The organism is Synechococcus sp. RSCCF101, from assembly GCF_008807075.1.
Taxonomy (GTDB): Bacteria; Cyanobacteriota; Cyanobacteriia; order PCC-6307; family Cyanobiaceae; genus RSCCF101.
Genome location: NZ_CP035632.1, coordinates 1,579,209 through 1,598,426, shown reverse-complemented (window position 1 = coordinate 1,598,426; position 19,218 = coordinate 1,579,209). Strand labels below are relative to the sequence as shown.

Below are 19,218 nucleotides of genomic sequence, written 5' to 3'. Positions count from 1 at the left end.
TCGCGATTACCCCCGCCCGCCGGTTCGGGTCGCGTCCAGGGGAGACGCCCCGCGATTGCAGAGACACCGTCATCCAGATGATCCAGATTCCGTACCGCCTCCTCAGCCTCAGCGCCGGACTTCTCCTTGCCGGTCCCATCGTTCCCGGTGTTGCCGACGGCTTCGCGGACGGTCAGCCGATGCAGGCCACGATGGCCACTCTCCTCGAGTCGGTTCCGCTGGTGGATGAGGCGGCCACGCCTGACTCCGAGGTCACCGTGCCGGATTCAGCCACAGGTGCTGTTCTGACTCCACCTGCCGAGGTGGCTGAACCCAGCGATCCTGCGGCAGCCCTGGCCGAGCCGGTGGACTCCGAACCCGCGAACCCGGCGGTCGAGCCTGAGGCTGCCGTGTTGCCTGAACCGGAAGTCGAACCCGAGCCCGTCAGCGACGTGGTTCAGGTGATCACCGGCGAGGCCAGCTGGTATGGACCCGGCTTCTACGGCAACCGCACGGCGAGTGGGGAGGTCTTCCGCCCCGGCACCGTCACCGCCGCCCATCGCACCCTCCCCTTCGGAACCCGCGTGCGGGTCACCAACCTCTGGAACGGTCGCTCGACCGTGGTGCGCATCAACGATCGTGGTCCGTTCGCCGGAGCCCGCGTGATCGACCTCGCTCACGGTGCGGCCACCGAACTGGGCCTTATCTCCAGCGGGATCGCTGATGTGAAGCTGGAAGTGCTTCGGTGAGCGAGCCGGCGCTTCTGCGCCGCCGCCAGGCCCTCCATCACTGGCGCCGCCGCCAGGCTGAGGCCGGCCGGCCCGTTCACGTGGTGCCCACCATGGGCGCGCTGCATGAGGGACACCTCGCCCTGGTGCGTGCGGCCAGGGAAGCCTCGCCTTGCCGGCCGGCCGCGCTGCTGCTCACCATCTTCGTCAACCCGCTGCAGTTCGCCCCCGGCGAGGACTTCGATCGCTATCCGCGCGATCTGGAGGCGGATCTGGAGCGTGTCCGCGAGGCGGGGGTCGACGCCGTCTTTGCTCCGGAGACCGGCGAGCTGTTCCCGGGCGGAGAAGGGAGCCTGACCCGGCTCCTGCCGCCGGAAACCCTCTGCCGCAGTCTCTGCGGGGCCCATCGCCCCGGTCACTTCGAGGGGGTGGCCACCGTCGTGGCACGCCTGATCGCCCTGATCCGTCCCGATCTGATGGTCTTCGGTGAGAAGGACTGGCAGCAGCTTCAGGTGCTGCGCCGGGTGGTGGGCGATCTGGCCCTGCCGGTGCGCCTGCGCAGCTGCGCCACGGTGCGCGAGGTCGATGGCCTCGCCCTGAGTTCCCGCAACCGCTACCTCAGTGCTGCCGAGCGCCGGCTGGCCTCAGGCCTGCCCCGCTCCCTTCGCCGTGCCGCGCCTGCGGTCGCTGGGGCGCTCGGCAGCGGTGATCCGGGTGCTCTGGCCCGCGTCCTGGGAGACCTGACGAGCGAGCTGGAGGCGGGCGGGCTCAGGGTCGAGTATCTCGACTGCGTGGACGCCCACAGCCTCGTCTCCCACCGGCAGGCGCTGCCTCCGCTCGCCGGCAGGCCAGACTCGCCCGAGCCTTCCCCCCGCGCGGCTCCCCCGGCGACGCCCGGCATGGCCCTGCTGGCCGCTGCCGTGCACTGCGGCCCCACCCGCCTCATCGATCACCTCCTGCTGATGTCCCGAGCTCCGATCGTCGCCATCGACGGCCCCGCCGGAGCCGGCAAGAGCACGGTGACCCGGGCTCTCGCCTCCCGCCTCGGACTCCTCTACCTGGACACCGGCGCCATGTACCGCGCGCTTACCTGGTGGGTGCTGCGCCAGGGCGCGGACGCCGCATCGGCCGCGGCGGTCGCTCCGCTGCTGCGGGATCTCGACCTCAGCCTCAGCCTCGAGGCCGGCGGCGCCCAGCGCGTCACGCTCAACGGTCACGAGATCACCGACGCCATTCGCACGCCCGAGGTCACGGCGGCCGTGTCCCATGTCGCGGCCCACGCCTGCGTTCGCGAGGCGCTCACGGCCCAGCAGCAGCGGATGGGGCAGCGCGGTGGCCTGGTGGCGGAAGGTCGTGATGTCGGAACGGCCGTGTTTCCGGACGCGGAGGTCAAGATCTTCCTCACCGCCACCGTGGCGGAGCGGGCCCGACGACGGGCCGGGGATCTGCGTGAGCGGGGATTCGAGGTGCCGGAGCTGGCCCTGCTCGAGCAGCAGATCGAGGAGCGCGACCACCTGGATCGCTCGCGGGAGGTGGCACCGCTGCGGCGCGCGGATGACGCGCTCGATCTGATCACCGATGGCCTGACGGTGGAGGAGGTGATCGAGCGGCTCGTGGATCTGGTGCGGCAGCGGGTGCCGGAGGAGGCCTGGCCCCCGCCCGCCGAGGATCAGTCGTCGCCCCTGAGCAACACCTGATGCAGCAGGCCCTCGCAGGCCTCTTCAAGCAGATCGAGCACCAGCTCGAAGCCCTGATCGCCCCCGTAGTACGGGTCGGGCACATCGAGGCTGCCGCCCCGGCCTGAATAGCGGAGCATGGGCTCCACGATCGCCCCGCCCCCGTGCCGCCGCTGCAGCGCGGAGAGGGCGGCCAGGTTGTCGCTGTCCATGGCGAGGATGCGATCGAAGCGGTCCAGGTCCTCGGGCACCACCTGGCGCGCCCGGCTGGGCAGGTGCACGCCGCGGCGTTCGGCGGCGGCCTGCATGCGGCGGTCAGCGGGCTGTCCGGCGTGCCAGCCGCCCGTGCCTGCGGAATCCACCGTCACGCGCTCCAGCAGACCGTGCTCGCCGAGGAGCTGCAGCATGATCCCCTCCGCCGCGGGGGAGCGGCAGATGTTGCCCATGCAGACGAACAGGAGGCGCATCGGTTCAGGCTGGGGGCAGGAGACTTGGAGTGGTGGCGGCGTCGAGCCGCTGCAGAGCCCGGCGTGCCCGCTCCCGCACCACGGCCACCTCTTCCAGCTCGGGGTCGCTGCATCGGCGCAGCACCGCCAGTGCGCTGCGCTGTGCATCGGCGCCGAACGGAGGCTGGCTGAGGCGGCGTTCTAGGCCCACCACGGACGCGTAGCGGACCACCCATTCCCCGTCGTCCGCGCCCTGACAGAGAGCCGCCACACACTGGGTCAACGCCTTCGACTCGCCTGTCGTCCCAGCGGCCTGCAGCTGCAGACCCCCCAGGCCGCAGGCGGCGGCCCTGCGGACGCTCGGCCCCACGTCCGTCAGCAGCGAGTCCACCAGCACCTCCAGCCCTCGCACGTCCCGCAGGCCGGCCAGCGCCCGGATCGCCCAGGCCCGGGCTCCGTAGTTGCGGGCGTCCAGATTGCCGAGCAGCGGCAGCACGGCTGGTTCGCCGATGGCCACGAGGCCGTCCACAGCGGCCACGGCGGCACCGGGGTTGTTGAACCCGAGGATCGTGATCAGGGTCGGGATGGCAGCGGGATCCCCCATGGCGGCGAGGGCACGGCTGGCCATCAGCAGGGCCTGTGCACTTGAGGCCTCATTCACCGCGGCGATGGCCGCCTGAACCCTGGCTGGCGTGACTGTCATGGGTGTCCGTGCGGCGGCGCTGCCGGCCGGCTGGAGCTGGGCATGGACCGTTCTGGCACAGAGCGGGTGTCAGAGCAGGGCATCCATCGCCTCCAGCACACGCTCCAGATCCGGCCCCTCTCCGCGGGGATGTTCGGCGAGGCCACGCAGTGCGATCAGCTTGAGGCTGTTCTCCGCCTGGGTGCGCTGGATCGGCTCCAGTGAGTTTCGCCAGCCCACGGCACCGAGATCCATCAGGGCGGCTCGCCGCACCTGCAGAGAGCCATCCTGGAGCAGTTCCAGCAGCTTCCCGGCCCAGCGGCTCTCCCCGGTGAGGATCAGCAATGCCCGCCATGCGGCGCTGCGGATGATCGGGCGCTCGTGCTTCTCGAACGGCTGCACGGCATCGAGAACAGCCTGATCGGCAACGCCGATGTCGCCCAGCGCCTCCAGCAGGGCTTCGCAGGGCTCCTGCAGAAACGGTGTCCCGGCTGCCGGGGCGCCGGCTCCCGTCACGCCTCCTTCCAGCCGGCGGCAGAGGCCGGGCAGGGCGCGGGCGTCACCGATGTCACCGAGGGCGCGGGCGGCGGCTTCCCTCAGCCCGTAATCGGGATCCTCCAACACCTGCAGCAGTTCGGGCACGGCCTGCGCGGCTCGGAGCTTGCCCAGGCTGCGGGCCGCGTTGCGGGCCACAGCATTGGCCTCGACGCCGCTGTCGGGTTGGCGCGGCTGCCGCTGGGCCAGCGCACGGATCAGAAGAGGAATCACCTCCGGATGGCGGCTCCGCATGCGGCCGACCCACCAGGCGGCGTAGTACTGAGCGGAGGTGTCCTCCGTCTGGCGGAGGCGTGCCAGGGCCTCCTGCTCATCGATCGGTTCACCGGTACTCACGGTTGCGCTCCTGCTTGCGGTGCCCACCGGCCCGGAGCACCGGGGTCCGATGGGATGGGTTGCAGAGTCATGAAAAAAGGGGGGCTCCTGGCCCCCCGTTGATCATCGCGGTCTGAGGGCTCAGACGAGGGCGTTGATGGCGTAATCGATGTAGTTGTTGGCGATCACACCGGGGTCACCGCTGATGCCGTGGTTGGCCTTGATGTACTTGAGGGCTTCAACGTACCAGGAGGGGGAGAGCTCAAAGGCACGGTTGATTTCATCGAGACCGGCGATGAGGTACTCATCCATGGGTCCGGTGCCACCGGCAACGAGGCAGTAGGTGACCATGCGCAGGTAGTAACCGATGTCACGAGCGCACTTCTCCTTGCCACGCTGATCAGCAGCGTAGTTCGGGCCCTGCATCTGGGTGGTGTAGGGGAACTTGTTGTAGACGGCCTGAGCGGCACCGTTCACCAGGGAATCGGCGTTGCTGGTGAGGGCCTTGGCAGCCTCGAGGGCATTCTTGGCGCGCTCAAAACGACCGAAAGCGGAGTTGATTTCGGTGTTGCTGAGGTAACGGCCCTGAGAATCAGCAGCGGCGACGGCTTCTGTGAGAGGGGTCTTCATCGTGTTGGAAGAGAGATTGATAAGGGGTGAACGTCAGGGGAGACGTTGAAGCAGACGAGGCCGAGAGGCTCAGGCGACAGCGGCGGCAGCGCGGTCGAAGTAGGTGCCGACTTCAGACATGATGGCGGAGCAGTCACCGGGGGTGATGCCGTTGCTGTCGTTGGCGATACCGATGGCGGCATCCTTCATTTTGCGGACGCCTTCGGCGACGGAAGCGCCGGGAACGCCGAGGGCGAGGTAGGTCTCACGCAGACCGTTGAGGCAGCGATCTTCGAGGACGGAGGCGTCACCGGTGAAGATGGCGTAGGTGACGTAGCGGAGGATGATTTCCATGTCGCGGAGGCAGGCAGCCATGCGACGGTGGGTGTAGGCGTTACCACCGGGAGCGATCAGAGCGGGCTGCTGAGCGAAGAGTTCGCGAGCAGCGCTGGTGACGATCGCGGAAGCGTTGGAGGTGATGCGATTGACGGTGTCCATGCGCTTGTTGCTTTCAGCAACCATGGAGGCAAGCGCGTCGATCTGACCGGCGCTGATGAATTCGCCGCGGGCGTCAGCCTGCGCAACGACCTTGGTGAAGGCGTCGAACATTGAAAGAAACTCCGGGTGGTTTCGTTGGAACTGTTCCGAAGAACAGTCGGTGGGAAAGGTGAGCGGCCGGCAGCCCGAAGGGGATCTCGGCAGCGCAGATATCTTGAAGCAATGCGGGAGGAATCCGGGACCGTGTTCACAAAGGGTCATCCCGGTTGAAGCCATCCGTTTGTGGGCGCCCGGCGCCTGCCGGGCCGAGCGGTTCTGCCGCCTTCAGGCCACAACGCACCGCAGCACTCGCGCCCACATCCTCCGGGCTGAGAGGACGGATCTCCATAACACAAGCCCGGCCAGGCAGCCGATGGAAGGCTGCATGGCCGGGCACCGGGAGGCTGGATCCCTCCCTTTGCGGTGGTCAGAAACGATGGCTCACTGCACGGTGATTTCGCGCACCTTGCCACCCAGGCGGTTGGCACGCTGAAGCGCTTCATTCATGCGGGACACCGGCACACGGATCACGTAATCGGCGCTGCGCACCACGCTGTTGCGCGCCACACCGCTGATGGTGATCGTGGCGACGCGTCCTCCCGAGCTGCCCGCATCACGGTTGCCGGTGGGACCTCTGAGTTCGCTGGAGCGATGCAGGCCTGCCACGCCAAGTCGCGGGGTGGCATTCGGGCTCACCACCGGGGCGGGTCGGTTCTGGTGCAGTGCCGCACCCAGGCGGAACTGGGTGCCGGAGGCATCACCCTTGACCGACGCGGCCGATCCGCGGGCGAGCTGCATCAGCCAGGAGAACTGGCGGCCCTGATGCCCGGGTGTGTAGTCCCAGCCGTGGATGTAGGGCACGCCATCTTCGCCGAAGCGGGCCACGTACTCACTGCTGTCGATGTAGGAATCGATCTCGCTGTCAACGCCCTGCTCCTGCAGGATGGTGAAGTGAGCCAGCATCTCTTCGCGGTTCTGCGGAGCCCGTCCGAGAAGGTGCTTGTGGTTGAGCTCAATGAAGCGATAGGGATTGCAGTTCTCGAAGAAGCGCTCCCGATACAGGCCACTCTTGGCGACCGTGCGAACCAGCTCCCGGACGGTGAGGTAGTTGTTGCGGAACAGCGACTCGGCTCCGCTGAGACGCTCGTTCTCCATCAGATACTGCTGGCCCAGCACCTGCCGATAGACGGCACGGATGATCGTCTCACGATCCTGTTCTGCTGCGACCTGCCAGGATTCACGATCGCGATCGTTCGCGAACCGTTCAATGCCGAGATACGAGGCCTGAAGCAGAGCCATGGCGTGCGGAAAGTGATGGGAGGAGACGTCCAGTTGACTCGTTCAGGCGGACATCGTCATGCGCTGGTCGGCGTGCAGACGACGGATCCTGGCGAGTCCAGCGGAGTGCTTCTTTGACTCAATCTCTCTGATCGATCCCGATGAGCGGACCGATCAGATGACAAGTGCCTGTGAGCGTCAACGCCGCAGTGGCATCAACGTGAAGCGACTCGGGGAGTGTAGTGGTGTTTTGATCTACTCACAGGGAACCTTCACAGAGACTTTATGTTCTCGACTCAAGCCCCGACCGTGCCGGTTCGCTTCGAATCGCCCTGAGCCGGCCCATTAAAAAAGGGGGCCAAAGGCCCCCGGCTGATGATGGCTCCGGCTGGAGCATCCTGCGGCCAGATGGATCTGCTTCGAGTTGAGGAGATGACCTGGCCGATGGGATGCTCAGACGAGGGCGTTGATGGCGTAATCGATGTAGTTGTTGGCGATCACACCGGGGTCACCGCTGATGCCGTGGTTGGCCTTGATGTACTTGAGGGCTTCAACGTACCAGGAGGGGGAGAGCTCAAAGGCACGGTTGATTTCATCGAGACCGGCGATGAGGTACTCATCCATGGGTCCGGTGCCACCGGCAACGAGGCAGTAGGTGACCATGCGCAGGTAGTAACCGATGTCACGAGCGCACTTCTCCTTGCCACGCTGATCAGCAGCGTAGTTCGGGCCCTGCATCTGGGTGGTGTAGGGGAACTTGTTGTAGACGGCCTGAGCGGCACCGTTCACCAGGGAATCGGCGTTGCTGGTGAGGGCCTTGGCAGCCTCGAGGGCATTCTTGGCGCGCTCAAAACGACCGAAAGCGGAGTTGATTTCGGTGTTGCTGAGGTAACGGCCCTGAGAATCAGCAGCGGCGACGGCTTCTGTGAGAGGGGTCTTCATCGTGTTGGAAGAGAGATTGATAAGGGGTGAACGTCAGGGGAGACGTTGAAGCAGACGAGGCCGAGAGGCTCAGGCGACAGCGGCGGCAGCGCGGTCGAAGTAGGTGCCGACTTCAGACATGATGGCGGAGCAGTCACCGGGGGTGATGCCGTTGCTGTCGTTGGCGATACCGATGGCGGCATCCTTCATTTTGCGGACGCCTTCGGCGACGGAAGCGCCGGGAACGCCGAGGGCGAGGTAGGTCTCACGCAGACCGTTGAGGCAGCGATCTTCGAGGACGGAGGCGTCACCGGTGAAGATGGCGTAGGTGACGTAGCGGAGGATGATTTCCATGTCGCGGAGGCAGGCAGCCATGCGACGGTGGGTGTAGGCGTTACCACCGGGAGCGATCAGAGCGGGCTGCTGAGCGAAGAGTTCGCGAGCAGCGCTGGTGACGATCGCGGAAGCGTTGGAGGTGATGCGATTGACGGTGTCCATGCGCTTGTTGCTTTCAGCAACCATGGAGGCAAGCGCGTCGATCTGACCGGCGCTGATGAATTCGCCGCGGGCGTCAGCCTGCGCAACGACCTTGGTGAAGGCGTCGAACATTGAAAGAAACTCCGGGTGGTTTCGTTGGAACTGTTCCGAAGAACAGTCGGTGGGAAAGGTGAGCGGCCGGCAGCCCGAAGGGGATCTCGGCAGCGCAGATATCCTGAAGCAATGCGGGAGGAATCCGGGACCGTGTTCACAAAGGGTCATCCACGCAGGCATCCCTGCCGCCAGACAGAGCAAAGCCCGGCCGAAGCCGGGCGTGAGGCCTGAACACCGTTCCTCGGAACGGTGCGATCCACAGCTCCGGGTTGTGTGGGCGCCTGGCTCAGCTGACGGGTGTCACGCTGGCGACACGTCCACCCTGGCGATGAATTATCCGCTGGGTTTCGAGCATCTTGTCGAAGGTCACGAAGCGCACCGTGTTGCTGCGCTTGTGGAGGCGGTAGTTGTTCAGTCCGGTGATCTCGAGTCGATACACCCGTGCTTTCTGGCCAATGCCCTGAGCCATGGTGGTGATGCTCTCATTCGGCACCTGAGCCGGTTGGAATGCGGACCCCTTGGCATTCGGGCTGACCACGGGCACGGCACGGTCCTGATGCAGGGCCTTGCCCAGACGGAAGTTGGTGCCGGCCAGGTCACCCTTGACCGACGCCGCTGAACCGCGGGCGAGTTGCATCAGCCAGGAGAACTGGCGACCTTCCTGACCTCTGGAGTAGCCCCAGCCATGGATGTAGGGCACGCCCTGTTCGCCGAAGCGCTCCTGGTATTCGTTGCTGTCGATGTAGGAGTCGATCTCAGCATCAACGCCTTCCTCCTGCAGGATTGTGAAGTGCCTGAGCATCTCCGCCTTGTTCTGCGGAGCCCGGCCCAGCAGGTGTTTGTGGTTGAGCTCAATGAAGTGGTAAGGGTTGCAGTTCTCGAAGAACCGCTCCCTGTACAAGCCGCTCTTGGCCACAGCGCGCACGAACTCCCGCACGGTGAGATAGCCATTGCGGAACAGCGACTCTGCGCCGGTCAGTCGCTCACTGTCCATCACGTACTGGAATCCCAGCACCTGGCGGTAGACGGCCTGGATCACGGCTTCCCGATCCTGCGCCGAGCTGACCGACCAGTTCTCATTGTTCCGGTTGGCTGAGAATCGCTCGATGCCGAGATAGGGAGCGTTGAGGAGCGCCATGAGTGAAGGGGTGTGAGGACCGGTTGATCAGAACCGATCAGAGCTTATGTGCACTTCCTGATCGTGACCTTGCGCATGCGTCGTCTTTGTTACACCTTCTCATACTTGCCTGGCTTCCATTCCGGTTGTGCGGCGCAGCTGTCGCCCGTCCAACTCTGAGCCGGCCCATCAAAAAAGGGGGCCAAAGGCCCCCGGCTGATGGTGGCTCCGGCTGGAGCATCCTGCGGCCAGATGGATCTGCTTCGAGTTGAGGACATGACCTGGCCGATGGGATGCTCAGACGAGGGCGTTGATGGCGTAATCGATGTAGTTGTTGGCGATCACACCGGGGTCACCGCTGATGCCGTGGTTGGCCTTGATGTACTTGAGGGCTTCAACGTACCAGGAGGGGGAGAGCTCAAAGGCACGGTTGATTTCATCGAGACCGGCGATGAGGTACTCATCCATGGGTCCGGTGCCACCGGCAACGAGGCAGTAGGTGACCATGCGCAGGTAGTAACCGATGTCACGAGCGCACTTCTCCTTGCCACGCTGATCAGCAGCGTAGTTCGGGCCCTGCATCTGGGTGGTGTAGGGGAACTTGTTGTAGACGGCCTGAGCGGCACCGTTCACCAGGGAATCGGCGTTGCTGGTGAGGGCCTTGGCAGCCTCGAGGGCATTCTTGGCGCGCTCAAAACGACCGAAAGCGGAGTTGATTTCGGTGTTGCTGAGGTAACGGCCCTGAGAATCAGCAGCGGCGACGGCTTCTGTGAGAGGGGTCTTCATCGTGTTGGAAGAGAGATTGATAAGGGGTGAACGTCAGGGGAGACGTTGAAGCAGACGAGGCCGAGAGGCTCAGGCGACAGCGGCGGCAGCGCGGTCGAAGTAGGTGCCGACTTCAGACATGATGGCGGAGCAGTCACCGGGGGTGATGCCGTTGCTGTCGTTGGCGATACCGATGGCGGCATCCTTCATTTTGCGGACGCCTTCGGCGACGGAAGCGCCGGGAACGCCGAGGGCGAGGTAGGTCTCACGCAGACCGTTGAGGCAGCGATCTTCGAGGACGGAGGCGTCACCGGTGAAGATGGCGTAGGTGACGTAGCGGAGGATGATTTCCATGTCGCGGAGGCAGGCAGCCATGCGACGGTGGGTGTAGGCGTTACCACCGGGAGCGATCAGAGCGGGCTGCTGAGCGAAGAGTTCGCGAGCAGCGCTGGTGACGATCGCGGAAGCGTTGGAGGTGATGCGATTGACGGTGTCCATGCGCTTGTTGCTTTCAGCAACCATGGAGGCAAGCGCGTCGATCTGACCGGCGCTGATGAATTCGCCGCGGGCGTCAGCCTGCGCAACGACCTTGGTGAAGGCGTCGAACATTGAAAGAAACTCCGGGTGGTCTCGTCGGAAGGGGTCTGGTGAGGAGTGAGGCCTGGTTCAGCCGTGTGAACGGTTCTGGAACGTCCTGCTCCTCAAGCCGATGAACCTGAACTGTCAGACAGAACGTCCGAAGCGAGGCATTCATGGCACCCAGCTATTTTTCATCAGCTCTCAGGCGGTCTGTGGCTGTTGTTACAAACGGTCATTTGCTGACTGTCCTGTCTTCCGTTGGTCCCGAAGCCCATGAAAAAGTCCCTTCATCGTGGGATGAAGGGACTCAGGAGACGACGCCGAAATGGCTGATGCATGGTCAGAGCCGTGTGGTCCGTTCGATTGCGTCGAGCGGACCACCAACCTGGCCAGGCTGACTCAATCGTCTGACGATTCAGCCTTGTGGGACTCGTGCTCCGTCTGGGGATGTCCGAGGTCACCACCGCAGACGGTGACTGCCGTGATCCGCCCTCCCATGCGCTGCACCATGCGCATGGTCTCGTTCATGCGCGAATACGACACCTTGAGTGTGGTATCCGCGCTGCGCAGATAGTCGTTGTTGGCGATGCCGGTCACCAGGAGGGAGACCTGACGGTCTCCGGTGTCTGTGGTGGAGCGATTGCCTGCGGAGACCTTCATGACGGCATGGGGGCGTTGGTTGACAGTGGCGATTGGATGGACGTGATCAGAACGTCGGACGACCGTTCAGTTCACCGGTGTGATGCTGGCGATCCTGCCGCCTTCCCGTTGGATCTGCTGTTGATACTTCAGCAGCTTGTTGAAGGGGATGAAGCGAACGCGGTTGCTGCGCTTGTGCAGCCTGTAGTTGTTGAAGCCTGAGATCTCCACCCTGAAGGTGCGGCCTTCCTCGCCCGATCCAACGCCCTGACGCGTGATGCCATCCTTCATCACCTTCCGGAAGACGGCGCCCTTGGCATCGGGGCTGACCACCGGCACCGGGCTCTCGCTGTGAACCGAGGGATTCAGCCTGGACTGGTTCTTGCAGATGTCGCCCTTCACAGAGGCCGAGACGCCCCGGGTGAGCTGAAGCATGTAGGAGAACTGCAGGCCCTGCTGGCCAACCGAGTAGTTCCAGCCGTGCAGGTAGGGCACCACTTCTTCGCCGAAGCGGTTCTGGTACTCCTCGCTGTCGATGTAGGAGTCGATCTCGGCGTCGAAGCCCTCGTCCTGCAGGATGGTGAAGTGGCGCAGCATCTCCGCTTTGTTCTGGGGAGCGCGACCCAGCAGATGCTTGTGGTTGAGCTCGATGAAGCGATAGGGGTTGGTGTTCTCGAAGAAACGCTGGCGGTAGAGGCCGCTCTTGGCCAGTTGACGCACCAGTTCCCGCACGCTCAGATAGCCACGGCGGAACAGTGATTCCGGTCCGTCGAGACGATCGCTGTCAAGGATGTACTGGTAACCGAAGACCTGCTGGTAGGCGGCCCGGATCAGCGTTGACTTGTCACGCTCGGAACCGTTGGTCCAGTTTTCACGATTTCTGTCGGAGGCAAATCGCTCAATGCCTAGATACGACGCGTTCGCGAGAGTCATGGGGCAGTGGTGCCTGTTGGGGGAAGGGCTGTGCTCTGCACGGTTCCAGGGCGCTGACGCCATGCCATCTCAGCGGGCGGACGAGAGCGCGGAGAGTGGACGATCGTGCAGTGGTGCTCTGTGGCGTGACGGGCCAAGGGAGAAGAAATACCCAGCCCTGATGGGAGCAGCACGATCCTATGGATCTCGGCTGAGTCAAAGGCGCCAGTCTCCAAATCGTTACATCCACTGTCACAGACTGCTCCGGACCGGATGTCCGTGCCCTGGCCGTGTCCAGGATCGGCACCCGGACATGGAGAACCCTCCGGGTCGTCAAGACGGCGCACGCCTGTCATGACAACCCGGAGGGCCCTGGCCGTTCGGCTCTGTTCAGGCCTGCTGCGACTCAGGAGCCGGTGCTGAGCATCGCCCCGGCCGTGGTCGCCAGGACACGCACCAGTTCGATCGCTCCGAGAGCTCCGAGCAGCAGCCAGATCTGGAGCGCGATGCGAGGGGGCTGGCCACCCTGCCAGGCGGCCGAGACCGGCCCGGTCGGCGCCGGCGCCGCACCCCAGCCGGCGCCCCAGCCACCGCCTGGGGCACCCGCCGGAGCCCGCTGGGCCGACATGTCGCGCCAGTAGGCGTCGTAGCGAGGCAGGCGCTGGTTGGTGGGACGATCTCCCGTGGCGCGGCCCGCCAGCACGCGGTTGCGCTGGAAGGGCACGGTGTGTTCGCCGAAGGCCTGCTCGTATTCCTCCGATTCGAGCAGATGATCCACCAGGCCCTCCAGACCGCCGTTGGCCAGCAGGATGGAGAGGGCGATCCGCTCCTGATCACCGTGAGGCTGCCGGCCAAGGACTCGGCCGACGAGATGGTCCGCCACCCGATAGTTGCTGTTGCAGCCATAGAAGCCATCGCGGAAGCGGCTCGAGAGCAACAGGCCACGCACGAATTCCTTCACGGTGATGCGTCCATCGCGAAGCTGCGACTCGAGCACCGGTTCGCGGTCAACCTGGAAGGTGTGAAAAAACAGCTGGTAATAGGCCTGGTTGATCTGTTCCTCAACGCTCACGCCGCGCATCACCGAGGGGCCTCCCTGCAGGCCGGCCTCACTGACGCGTGGTGCTTCATCGCCTCCGGCGGTGAAGGTGTGCACCCTGGCGTTCTGACTCACAAAGGGTGTTTCGAGAACCGGGAGCGCCATGTCTGAGAGGGGGGAGCGAGAGAATGCAGCAGACCGTACGGGGTGTGGCCGGCTGTTGCAGTCGTCTGTAAAAAACACTCCACGTAGCTTCACCAGCCGCAACGAGGGGTGACCTTTGCCCCTCGGAGTCAGGCGACCCCGCTGCGCTCCCAGGTCTGGGTCCAGCTCTCCGGCACCTCTCCGCTGAGATCATCGGTCCGGTCGAATTCGAACGGACCGGCCTTGGATCCCCACAGCTGCTCGTGGGTGGTCGGGCTGTGCCCCCGGTCGATCGTCAGCATCCGCGAGCCGTCGATCTCGAACCGGCTCACCAGGTAGGTGATGGCCCCCTTCCGCTCCACCAGACAGCCGCATCCGGGCTCCACCTCGCCGACGAAGCCGCTGCCATTCTCCCGGACGAGATAGGCGCACCCCTCGAGGTAGCGCAGGTCGTCGGAGGTGATCGCATCGCGACGCTCGGCATCATCAATGCTGCCCCAGAAGCGTTCCTCATCCCGCAGTCCATGGTTGAGGATCCTGAGGCCAGCCTCGTCGCTCACCACCCGCAGCACCCGGATTCGGTAGGGCTTGCTCGGATCCAGGGCGTAGGACTGCTCCAGCAGCAGGGAGCCCGGCGCCAGCTGGGGCAGCGGGCGGACCTGCACCAGGATGTGGGCGTAGAGGGGGGGGTTGTCGAACGCCTGCTGCTGATTGCTGAAGCGTCCGCACAGCAGTCGAGTCAGTCGGGTGATCGGTTGCGTCATCAGGGGAGGGTGGTGATCCGGCCTGCAGAGGCGGCGGCGGCCTGCTGTTCAGAAGTCGAGCAAGCGCATGCGGAACAGCGCCACGTCGCGGGCCAGCTCCGGCGAGGCCTGAACGAAGGGATGCTCCGTCAGCGACGAGAGGATCTCTTCAAGTCTCTGATCACGTTCATCCTGGTCTCCTGAGCTGAGCGACGGGCGGCTCCGCCAGGCTTCATCGAAAGCCATGGCGAAGCTGTCGGCATTGTTGAACTGCCGGCCCGACTGTTCGCTGGCTGATATGAAAGGCAACGCCTGGGGCCTCTCCCAAAAGATGCCAGGACCCAGATTTGAACTGGGGACACGGCGATTTTCAGTCGCCTGCTCTACCAACTGAGCTATCCCGGCCTGTCGCCATTTCGGCTTTCACACCTTAGACCAGAGCCCCCTGCCCCCCGTCCAGGCTCCGGTGTGCGGGCCAGGCAGAGGACTCCGGCCACGGTCAAGCCGGCTCCCTGCAGGCAGCGGGCGGCAGCCGCCACGGTGTGCCCCGTGGTGAGGATGTCGTCCACCAGCACCAGGGGCGGGCCGGCGCTGCATCGTGAGGGGCCGGGCTGCCTGAGACGGAAGGAGTGCGCCTGGTTGCGCTCCCGCATCGCCCGGTCGAGATGGTGCTGCCCCAGGGTGGCGCGGCTTCGCTCCAGCAGATCCACCGGCTCTCCCGGCAGGGCCCGGGCGATCAGGTCCGGCAGGGGATTGCCCCGTCGTTTCCAGCTGGGGATCGGCTGCAGCCGGAGCGGACCGGCATCCGGGTCGCCGAAACGCATTCCTGCGGCATCGCTCACCCCGGCAACGAGCACCCTGAGCACCCGTTCATCGGGCTTCCGGCGTTGCGCCAGCAGCAGCTGGCGGAGTGCGCCGTCGTACGGGCCGGCACAGATCCAGGGCAGCCGGGGCTCGGGCCGCAGCCGTCCGCGCAGGCCCTTCGCCGGAAGTGTCAGCCGCTGGCGGCAGCGACCGCAGGGTTCGGCCTCACCCTCCCCGGGCTGCAGGGGCACCTGGCACACGCTGCAGGTGGGCTGCAGCACCAGGCTTCGGAACTGGGCCAGCAGGTCCCGCCACATTTCGTTCGCTCCGGAGTCGCAGCAAGGGTTCCCCGGCAGCGCCGGCCTGAACCGCTCTCAGCCCGGCAGGGCCCGCAGCATGGCCACCAGGGTGCGGTGGGCGTCCTCGCTGTCGCTGAGGCGGTGGTCGAAGCGGATGGTCATGGGCTGGCCATCCACGGCCAGTTGCATCGCCTCGGGTTCGATGCGCTCGAGCGTGGCCTGACTGGCCGCCGTCGCACCTCCGTAATGCCGGGCGTAGCTGAGCACGGCTTCGCCGTGGTCCTGGTTCATGTGCCGGCAGATGCGGTCACTCACCTCAGGGGTCAGGGGATCGGCGGCCATGGCGGTCGGGTGGATTGGGATCGGGCGGGGGGGCTGAGCGGCTCGGCTTCAGCCGGCCTGGAAACGCTGCCACAGGATCCAGCCCAGCCGCAGACCGCTGAAGCTCACGTAGGCGGCCAGGACCACAAACAGGGCCCCGGCCAGCAGATCGCGCGGTCGCAGGTTCATCGGGAACTGGAGAAGAGCGGAACGGAGCTCTGGCCGGTCAGGGCGGCCAGGGCCAGGCGGGCCACGCCGGCGGCCGGCAGCAGGTCGGGCCGGCTGAGCACCGGCACACCCAGATGATGCTGCCGCATGGCGCGCCACTGCGGGTTTCTGGCCCCTCCGCCCAGGGTGATCACCCGCCGCAGAGGCGGGGCTCCCAGGGCCTTCAGGCGCTGCCAGCCCCTGGCCTCGATCCTGGTCAGCCCCTCCAGCAGGGCCTGCAGATAGAGGGCGTCGCTCACCGGCCGCGGGTTCAGCCTCGGCTCCAGGTGGGGATCGTCGTCCGGGAAGCGCTCCCCCCGGCCGGGCAGGGGCAGAAGATCCAGCCCCGTGGGGCGACGCCAGTCCAGCTGGCGGCTGAGTTCCGTCAGATCCAGCCCGGGCAGCTCCCGGTCGAGCACCCCGCAGCCGGCGTTGGAGGCTCCTCCCGCCAGCCAGTGTCCCCCCAGGCGATGCATGGTGATGCCGGCCCCCTGCACGGGCTTCTCCACCCGGCACTTCAGAGCGATGGTGGTGCCGAGCACCGTGATGCCGTCCCCCTCGCGCAGGTCTGCGGCCAGCACGGCGGCATTGGCATCGGTGGTGCCGGCCACCACGAGGCAGCCCGGCTCCAGTCCGAGATCGGCCCGGGCCTGCACCCCGACCGTGCCGAGAATGGTGCCGCTGCTCACCACCTCGGGCAGGGCTTCCGCCCAGGGCCGCGATGTGAGGGCCTCCAGCCAGCTCCCCTCAGCAATCCGCCAGCCCAGCCGCAGGTTGTTGCCCTCCTCGCCCCAGCGCCAGCAGCCCAGCAGCCAGCCCATCAGCCAGTCGGCCTGATGCCGCAGCAGCGGTGCGGGCCCAGCCGGTGTCGCGCCGCTTCCGTCCAGCAGGGCCAGGGCCCTGGCCAGGCTCCCCGAGGTGGACCCGGCCGGCCCCTCGTCCTCTGCGACCAGCTGCCGCAGGCGCGTCTCCTGCTCCGGGCTGCGGTGGTGGTACGGCAGGGCGTCACCCAGGGGCCGGCCGTTCCGGTCGCAGAGCAGCAGAGTGCCGGAGGTGCCGTCGACAGCCACCGCAGCGATGGACCGGCGCAACGCGATCGGCATCGCTGCCAGCAGGGCCCGGGTGCCCGTGAGCCAGGAGTCCGACTGATCGAATGGGCCCGGGTATGGCAGAGCCCCGCTCCACACCTGCTGGCCGTCAGCGTTGAGAAGAGCGGCCCGAAGACCGCTGCTGCCCAGGTCGATGCCAAGTGCGGTGCTCACCCCATGGCGCCGGACGCGGTGGCGGTGCTGTCGCTGTTCGCACGCGCATGGCGCAGCGTATCGGCGATGGCCGTCACGTTCTCCCAGGGCAGATCCAGGTCGGGCCGGCCGAAATGGCCGTAGGCCGCGGTGTCGCGGTAGAAGCGGCCGCCCCGCTCGCGCGGCAGATCCCTCAGCCGCAGGTTCTCGATGATCGCGCCCGGCCGCAGGTCGAAGTGCTCCTGAACCAGGGCGGTGAGGGCTTCATTGCTCAGCTCGCTGCTGCCGAAGCTCTCCACCAGGATCGACACGGGCCTGGCCACTCCGATCGCATAGCTCAGCTGCACCTCGACCCGATGGGCAAGACCCGCCGCCACGAGGGCCTTGGCCACGTATCGGGCCGCATAGGCGGCGGAGCGATCCACCTTGGTGGGGTCCTTGCCCGAGAAGGCTCCCCCACCGTGGCGGGCATAGCCGCCGTAGGTGTCCACGATGATCTTGCGCCCGGTGAGGCCCGCATCCCCCTGCGGTCCGCCGACCACGAACTTGCCGGTGGGGTTGACCAGGAAGCGGGTGCGGTCCCGGTCCGGCCTGAGGCTCAGATCCGCCGTGGCGGGCTCCACCACATGGGTCCAGAGATCGCGGCTGATGCGGGCGCGCAGGTCGCTGTCCGAGGTGAGACCCTCGATCTCGGCGAGGTGCTGGGTCGACACGAGAATCGTGTCGATCGCCACCGGTTGGTCGTTCTCATAGACGACGCTGACCTGGGTCTTGCCGTCCGGCAGCAGGTAAGGGAGGGTGCCGTCGTGGCGCACCAGGGCCAGGCGACGCGCCAGTCGATGGGCCAGGCTGATGGGCAGGGGCATCAGCTCGGGCGTTTCATCGCAGGCGTAGCCGAACATGATTCCCTGATCGCCGGCCCCGATCCGATCGAGCGGATCGCCGCGATGGTCATCCGCCTCATCCACCCCCATGGCGATGTCGGGCGACTGCTGATCGAGGGCCACCAGAACGGCGCAGCTGTGGGCGTCGAAACCGCCGGCCCGGGCACTGCTGTAGCCGATGTCCTCGATGACGCCGCGCACGAGCGTGTTGAAGTCGACCCTGGCCTTGGTGGTCACTTCGCCGGTGATCAGGCAGAGGCCGGTGTTGACCACCGTCTCGCAGGCGACCCGGCTGGCGGGGTCCTCCCGCAGCAGGGCATCGAGAACCGCGTCGCTCACCTGATCACAGATCTTGTCGGGATGGCCCTCGGTGACCGATTCCGAGGTGAAGACGTGGCGACTCATGCCCGCTGCAAAAGTTGAGTGACTTTATGCGCCAGGCGCAACGCTGATCTCCTGCCAGTGGTGCAGGCTTTCGTGCGCCCTGGCGAGGGTCGGCGGTTCGCTCCAGGCGGAGAGATAGGCCAGGGTGAGCGGCACGCCGGCCCCGCGCGCCATCGTGAAGTCGCTGTCCGCATCGCCGATCAGGGCGCAACGCTCCGGGCGGCAGCCGATGCGGCGGCAGAGTTCGGCCACGGCGGCCGGGTCGGGCTTGCGCGGGCGGTCGTCGGCGCTCCAGATGGCGTCGATCCGCTCGAGGAGATGGTGGTGCGCAAGGAAGCGCCGGATGCCGTCGGCGCTGTCATTGCTGATCACGGCGCAGCGCACCCCGCTGGTCTGAAGCGCCTGAATCAGCTCGCCGGCTCCATCACTCAGGGCGCTCTCGCCATGGTCCCGGCCCGGCCGGTCCGCGTCGCAGGCATCGAAGGCCTGCTCCGCCACGGCCAGAGCGTCCGGCCAGGAGAGGCCCAGATGGCGCAGGGTCGACGCGGTGGCGATCAGATTGTCGTGCCGGCTGGCCACGGCCAGCACGCCGGCCGGTTCCACGGCCGCGTGCCCGAGCCCGTACACCTGTCTGAGGAGGGGCTCGACGGCTTTGGCCGGTTCGTCAGGCAGGAGGGAGGCGCAGGCCCTGAGCCGACAGTGGCCGAGGGCGAGGAGATGGGGCTGGCTGATCGAGAGGGTGCCGTCCTTGTCGAAGAGAACGGCATCCACCTCAAGCAGCCGATCACCCCTGAGGCTCAGCCAGGCCATGGGGGATCAGCGG

At 66.2% G+C, this 19,218-nt stretch carries 23 protein-coding genes and 1 tRNA gene; 2 read left to right on the top strand and 22 right to left on the bottom strand.

Annotated features, from left to right (window positions below; genetic code table 11):
• The first annotated feature begins 80 nt into the window (after positions 1-80).
• Both EVJ50_RS07785 and panC read left to right on the top strand, forming a co-directional pair.
• Complete coding sequence (locus EVJ50_RS07785; protein ID WP_370455637.1) at positions 81-728, top strand: septal ring lytic transglycosylase RlpA family protein; 648 nt, start codon at positions 81-83, stop codon at positions 726-728.
• Positions 725-2,404 carry a pantoate--beta-alanine ligase gene (gene panC, locus EVJ50_RS07780; RefSeq protein WP_225322853.1) on the top strand — a complete coding sequence of 560 codons (1,680 nt, stop codon included), beginning with the start codon at positions 725-727 and terminating at the stop codon, positions 2,402-2,404. Before EVJ50_RS07785 ends, panC begins: the two co-directional genes overlap by 4 nt.
• On the opposite strand, the gene EVJ50_RS07775 is transcribed toward panC, so the two are convergent.
• From EVJ50_RS07775 to EVJ50_RS07670, 22 genes are all read right to left on the bottom strand, one after another.
• Complete coding sequence (locus tag EVJ50_RS07775; RefSeq protein ID WP_150883287.1) at positions 2,377-2,850, bottom strand: low molecular weight protein-tyrosine-phosphatase; 474 nt, start codon at positions 2,848-2,850, stop codon at positions 2,377-2,379. The two genes, panC and EVJ50_RS07775, sit on opposite strands and share 28 nt — an antisense overlap.
• 4 nt (positions 2,851-2,854) lie before the next feature.
• Entirely contained in the window at positions 2,855-3,532 is a 678-nt protein-coding gene (locus tag EVJ50_RS07770) for a HEAT repeat domain-containing protein (RefSeq protein WP_150883285.1), read from the bottom strand.
• 69 nt (positions 3,533-3,601) lie between these two features.
• Positions 3,602-4,402, bottom strand: a complete 801-nt coding sequence (locus tag EVJ50_RS07765; protein ID WP_225322852.1) for a HEAT repeat domain-containing protein — start codon at positions 4,400-4,402, stop codon at positions 3,602-3,604.
• 120 nt (positions 4,403-4,522) lie between these two features.
• On the bottom strand, positions 4,523-5,011 hold the full coding sequence (gene cpcA / locus EVJ50_RS07760; RefSeq protein WP_150883277.1) for a phycocyanin subunit alpha: 489 nt from the start codon (positions 5,009-5,011) through the stop codon (positions 4,523-4,525).
• Between the two features lie 69 nt (positions 5,012-5,080).
• Positions 5,081-5,599 carry a phycocyanin subunit beta gene (locus EVJ50_RS07755; protein ID WP_150883275.1) on the bottom strand — a complete coding sequence of 173 codons (519 nt, stop codon included), beginning with the start codon at positions 5,597-5,599 and terminating at the stop codon, positions 5,081-5,083.
• 369 nt (positions 5,600-5,968) lie between these two features.
• On the bottom strand, positions 5,969-6,826 hold the full coding sequence (locus tag EVJ50_RS07750; protein WP_150883281.1) for a phycobilisome rod-core linker polypeptide: 858 nt from the start codon (positions 6,824-6,826) through the stop codon (positions 5,969-5,971).
• Between the two features lie 432 nt (positions 6,827-7,258).
• Positions 7,259-7,747, bottom strand: coding sequence for a phycocyanin subunit alpha (gene cpcA, locus EVJ50_RS07745; RefSeq protein ID WP_150883277.1), 489 nt, complete (start codon positions 7,745-7,747; stop codon positions 7,259-7,261).
• 69 nt (positions 7,748-7,816) lie between these two features.
• Positions 7,817-8,335 carry a phycocyanin subunit beta gene (locus EVJ50_RS07740; RefSeq protein WP_150883275.1) on the bottom strand — a complete coding sequence of 173 codons (519 nt, stop codon included), beginning with the start codon at positions 8,333-8,335 and terminating at the stop codon, positions 7,817-7,819.
• A 268-nt stretch (positions 8,336-8,603) separates the two neighbouring features.
• The gene (locus EVJ50_RS07735) at positions 8,604-9,455 is read right to left on the bottom strand and encodes a phycobilisome rod-core linker polypeptide (protein WP_150883279.1); all 852 of its coding nucleotides are present in this window, start codon (positions 9,453-9,455) and stop codon (positions 8,604-8,606) included.
• Positions 9,456-9,731: 276 nt separating this feature from the next.
• Complete coding sequence (gene cpcA, locus EVJ50_RS07730) at positions 9,732-10,220, bottom strand: phycocyanin subunit alpha (RefSeq protein WP_150883277.1); 489 nt, start codon at positions 10,218-10,220, stop codon at positions 9,732-9,734.
• 69 nt (positions 10,221-10,289) lie between these two features.
• Positions 10,290-10,808, bottom strand: a complete 519-nt coding sequence (locus EVJ50_RS07725) for a phycocyanin subunit beta (RefSeq protein ID WP_150883275.1) — start codon at positions 10,806-10,808, stop codon at positions 10,290-10,292.
• A gap of 369 nt (positions 10,809-11,177) precedes the next feature.
• Positions 11,178-11,438, bottom strand: coding sequence for a phycobilisome linker polypeptide (locus EVJ50_RS07720; protein ID WP_150883273.1), 261 nt, complete (start codon positions 11,436-11,438; stop codon positions 11,178-11,180).
• A gap of 66 nt (positions 11,439-11,504) precedes the next feature.
• Positions 11,505-12,350, bottom strand: coding sequence for a phycobilisome rod-core linker polypeptide (locus EVJ50_RS07715; protein ID WP_150883271.1), 846 nt, complete (start codon positions 12,348-12,350; stop codon positions 11,505-11,507).
• Positions 12,351-12,735: 385 nt separating this feature from the next.
• Complete coding sequence (locus EVJ50_RS07710; RefSeq protein WP_150883269.1) at positions 12,736-13,533, bottom strand: phycobilisome rod-core linker polypeptide; 798 nt, start codon at positions 13,531-13,533, stop codon at positions 12,736-12,738.
• Positions 13,534-13,661: 128 nt separating this feature from the next.
• Positions 13,662-14,276, bottom strand: a complete 615-nt coding sequence (locus EVJ50_RS07705; protein WP_150883267.1) for a chromophore lyase CpcT/CpeT — start codon at positions 14,274-14,276, stop codon at positions 13,662-13,664.
• 48 nt (positions 14,277-14,324) lie between these two features.
• Entirely contained in the window at positions 14,325-14,564 is a 240-nt protein-coding gene (locus EVJ50_RS07700; protein WP_150883265.1) for a hypothetical protein, read from the bottom strand.
• Positions 14,565-14,587: 23 nt separating this feature from the next.
• Positions 14,588-14,660, bottom strand: a tRNA-Phe gene (locus EVJ50_RS07695).
• Positions 14,651-15,376 carry a ComF family protein gene (locus EVJ50_RS07690; protein WP_150883263.1) on the bottom strand — a complete coding sequence of 242 codons (726 nt, stop codon included), beginning with the start codon at positions 15,374-15,376 and terminating at the stop codon, positions 14,651-14,653. Before EVJ50_RS07690 ends, EVJ50_RS07695 begins: the two co-directional genes overlap by 10 nt.
• Before the next feature lie 57 nt (positions 15,377-15,433).
• A complete protein-coding gene (locus tag EVJ50_RS07685; protein WP_150883262.1) occupies positions 15,434-15,700 on the bottom strand; it encodes a DUF2470 domain-containing protein in 267 nt (88 codons plus the stop codon).
• 164 nt (positions 15,701-15,864) lie between these two features.
• Positions 15,865-17,148 carry an FGGY-family carbohydrate kinase gene (locus EVJ50_RS07680; RefSeq protein WP_150883261.1) on the bottom strand — a complete coding sequence of 428 codons (1,284 nt, stop codon included), beginning with the start codon at positions 17,146-17,148 and terminating at the stop codon, positions 15,865-15,867.
• A complete protein-coding gene (metK, locus tag EVJ50_RS07675) occupies positions 17,145-18,416 on the bottom strand; it encodes a methionine adenosyltransferase (RefSeq protein ID WP_150883260.1) in 1,272 nt (423 codons plus the stop codon). Before metK ends, EVJ50_RS07680 begins: the two co-directional genes overlap by 4 nt.
• Before the next feature lie 24 nt (positions 18,417-18,440).
• Entirely contained in the window at positions 18,441-19,205 is a 765-nt protein-coding gene (locus EVJ50_RS07670; protein ID WP_150883259.1) for an HAD family hydrolase, read from the bottom strand.
• Between the last annotated feature and the right edge of the window lie 13 nt (positions 19,206-19,218).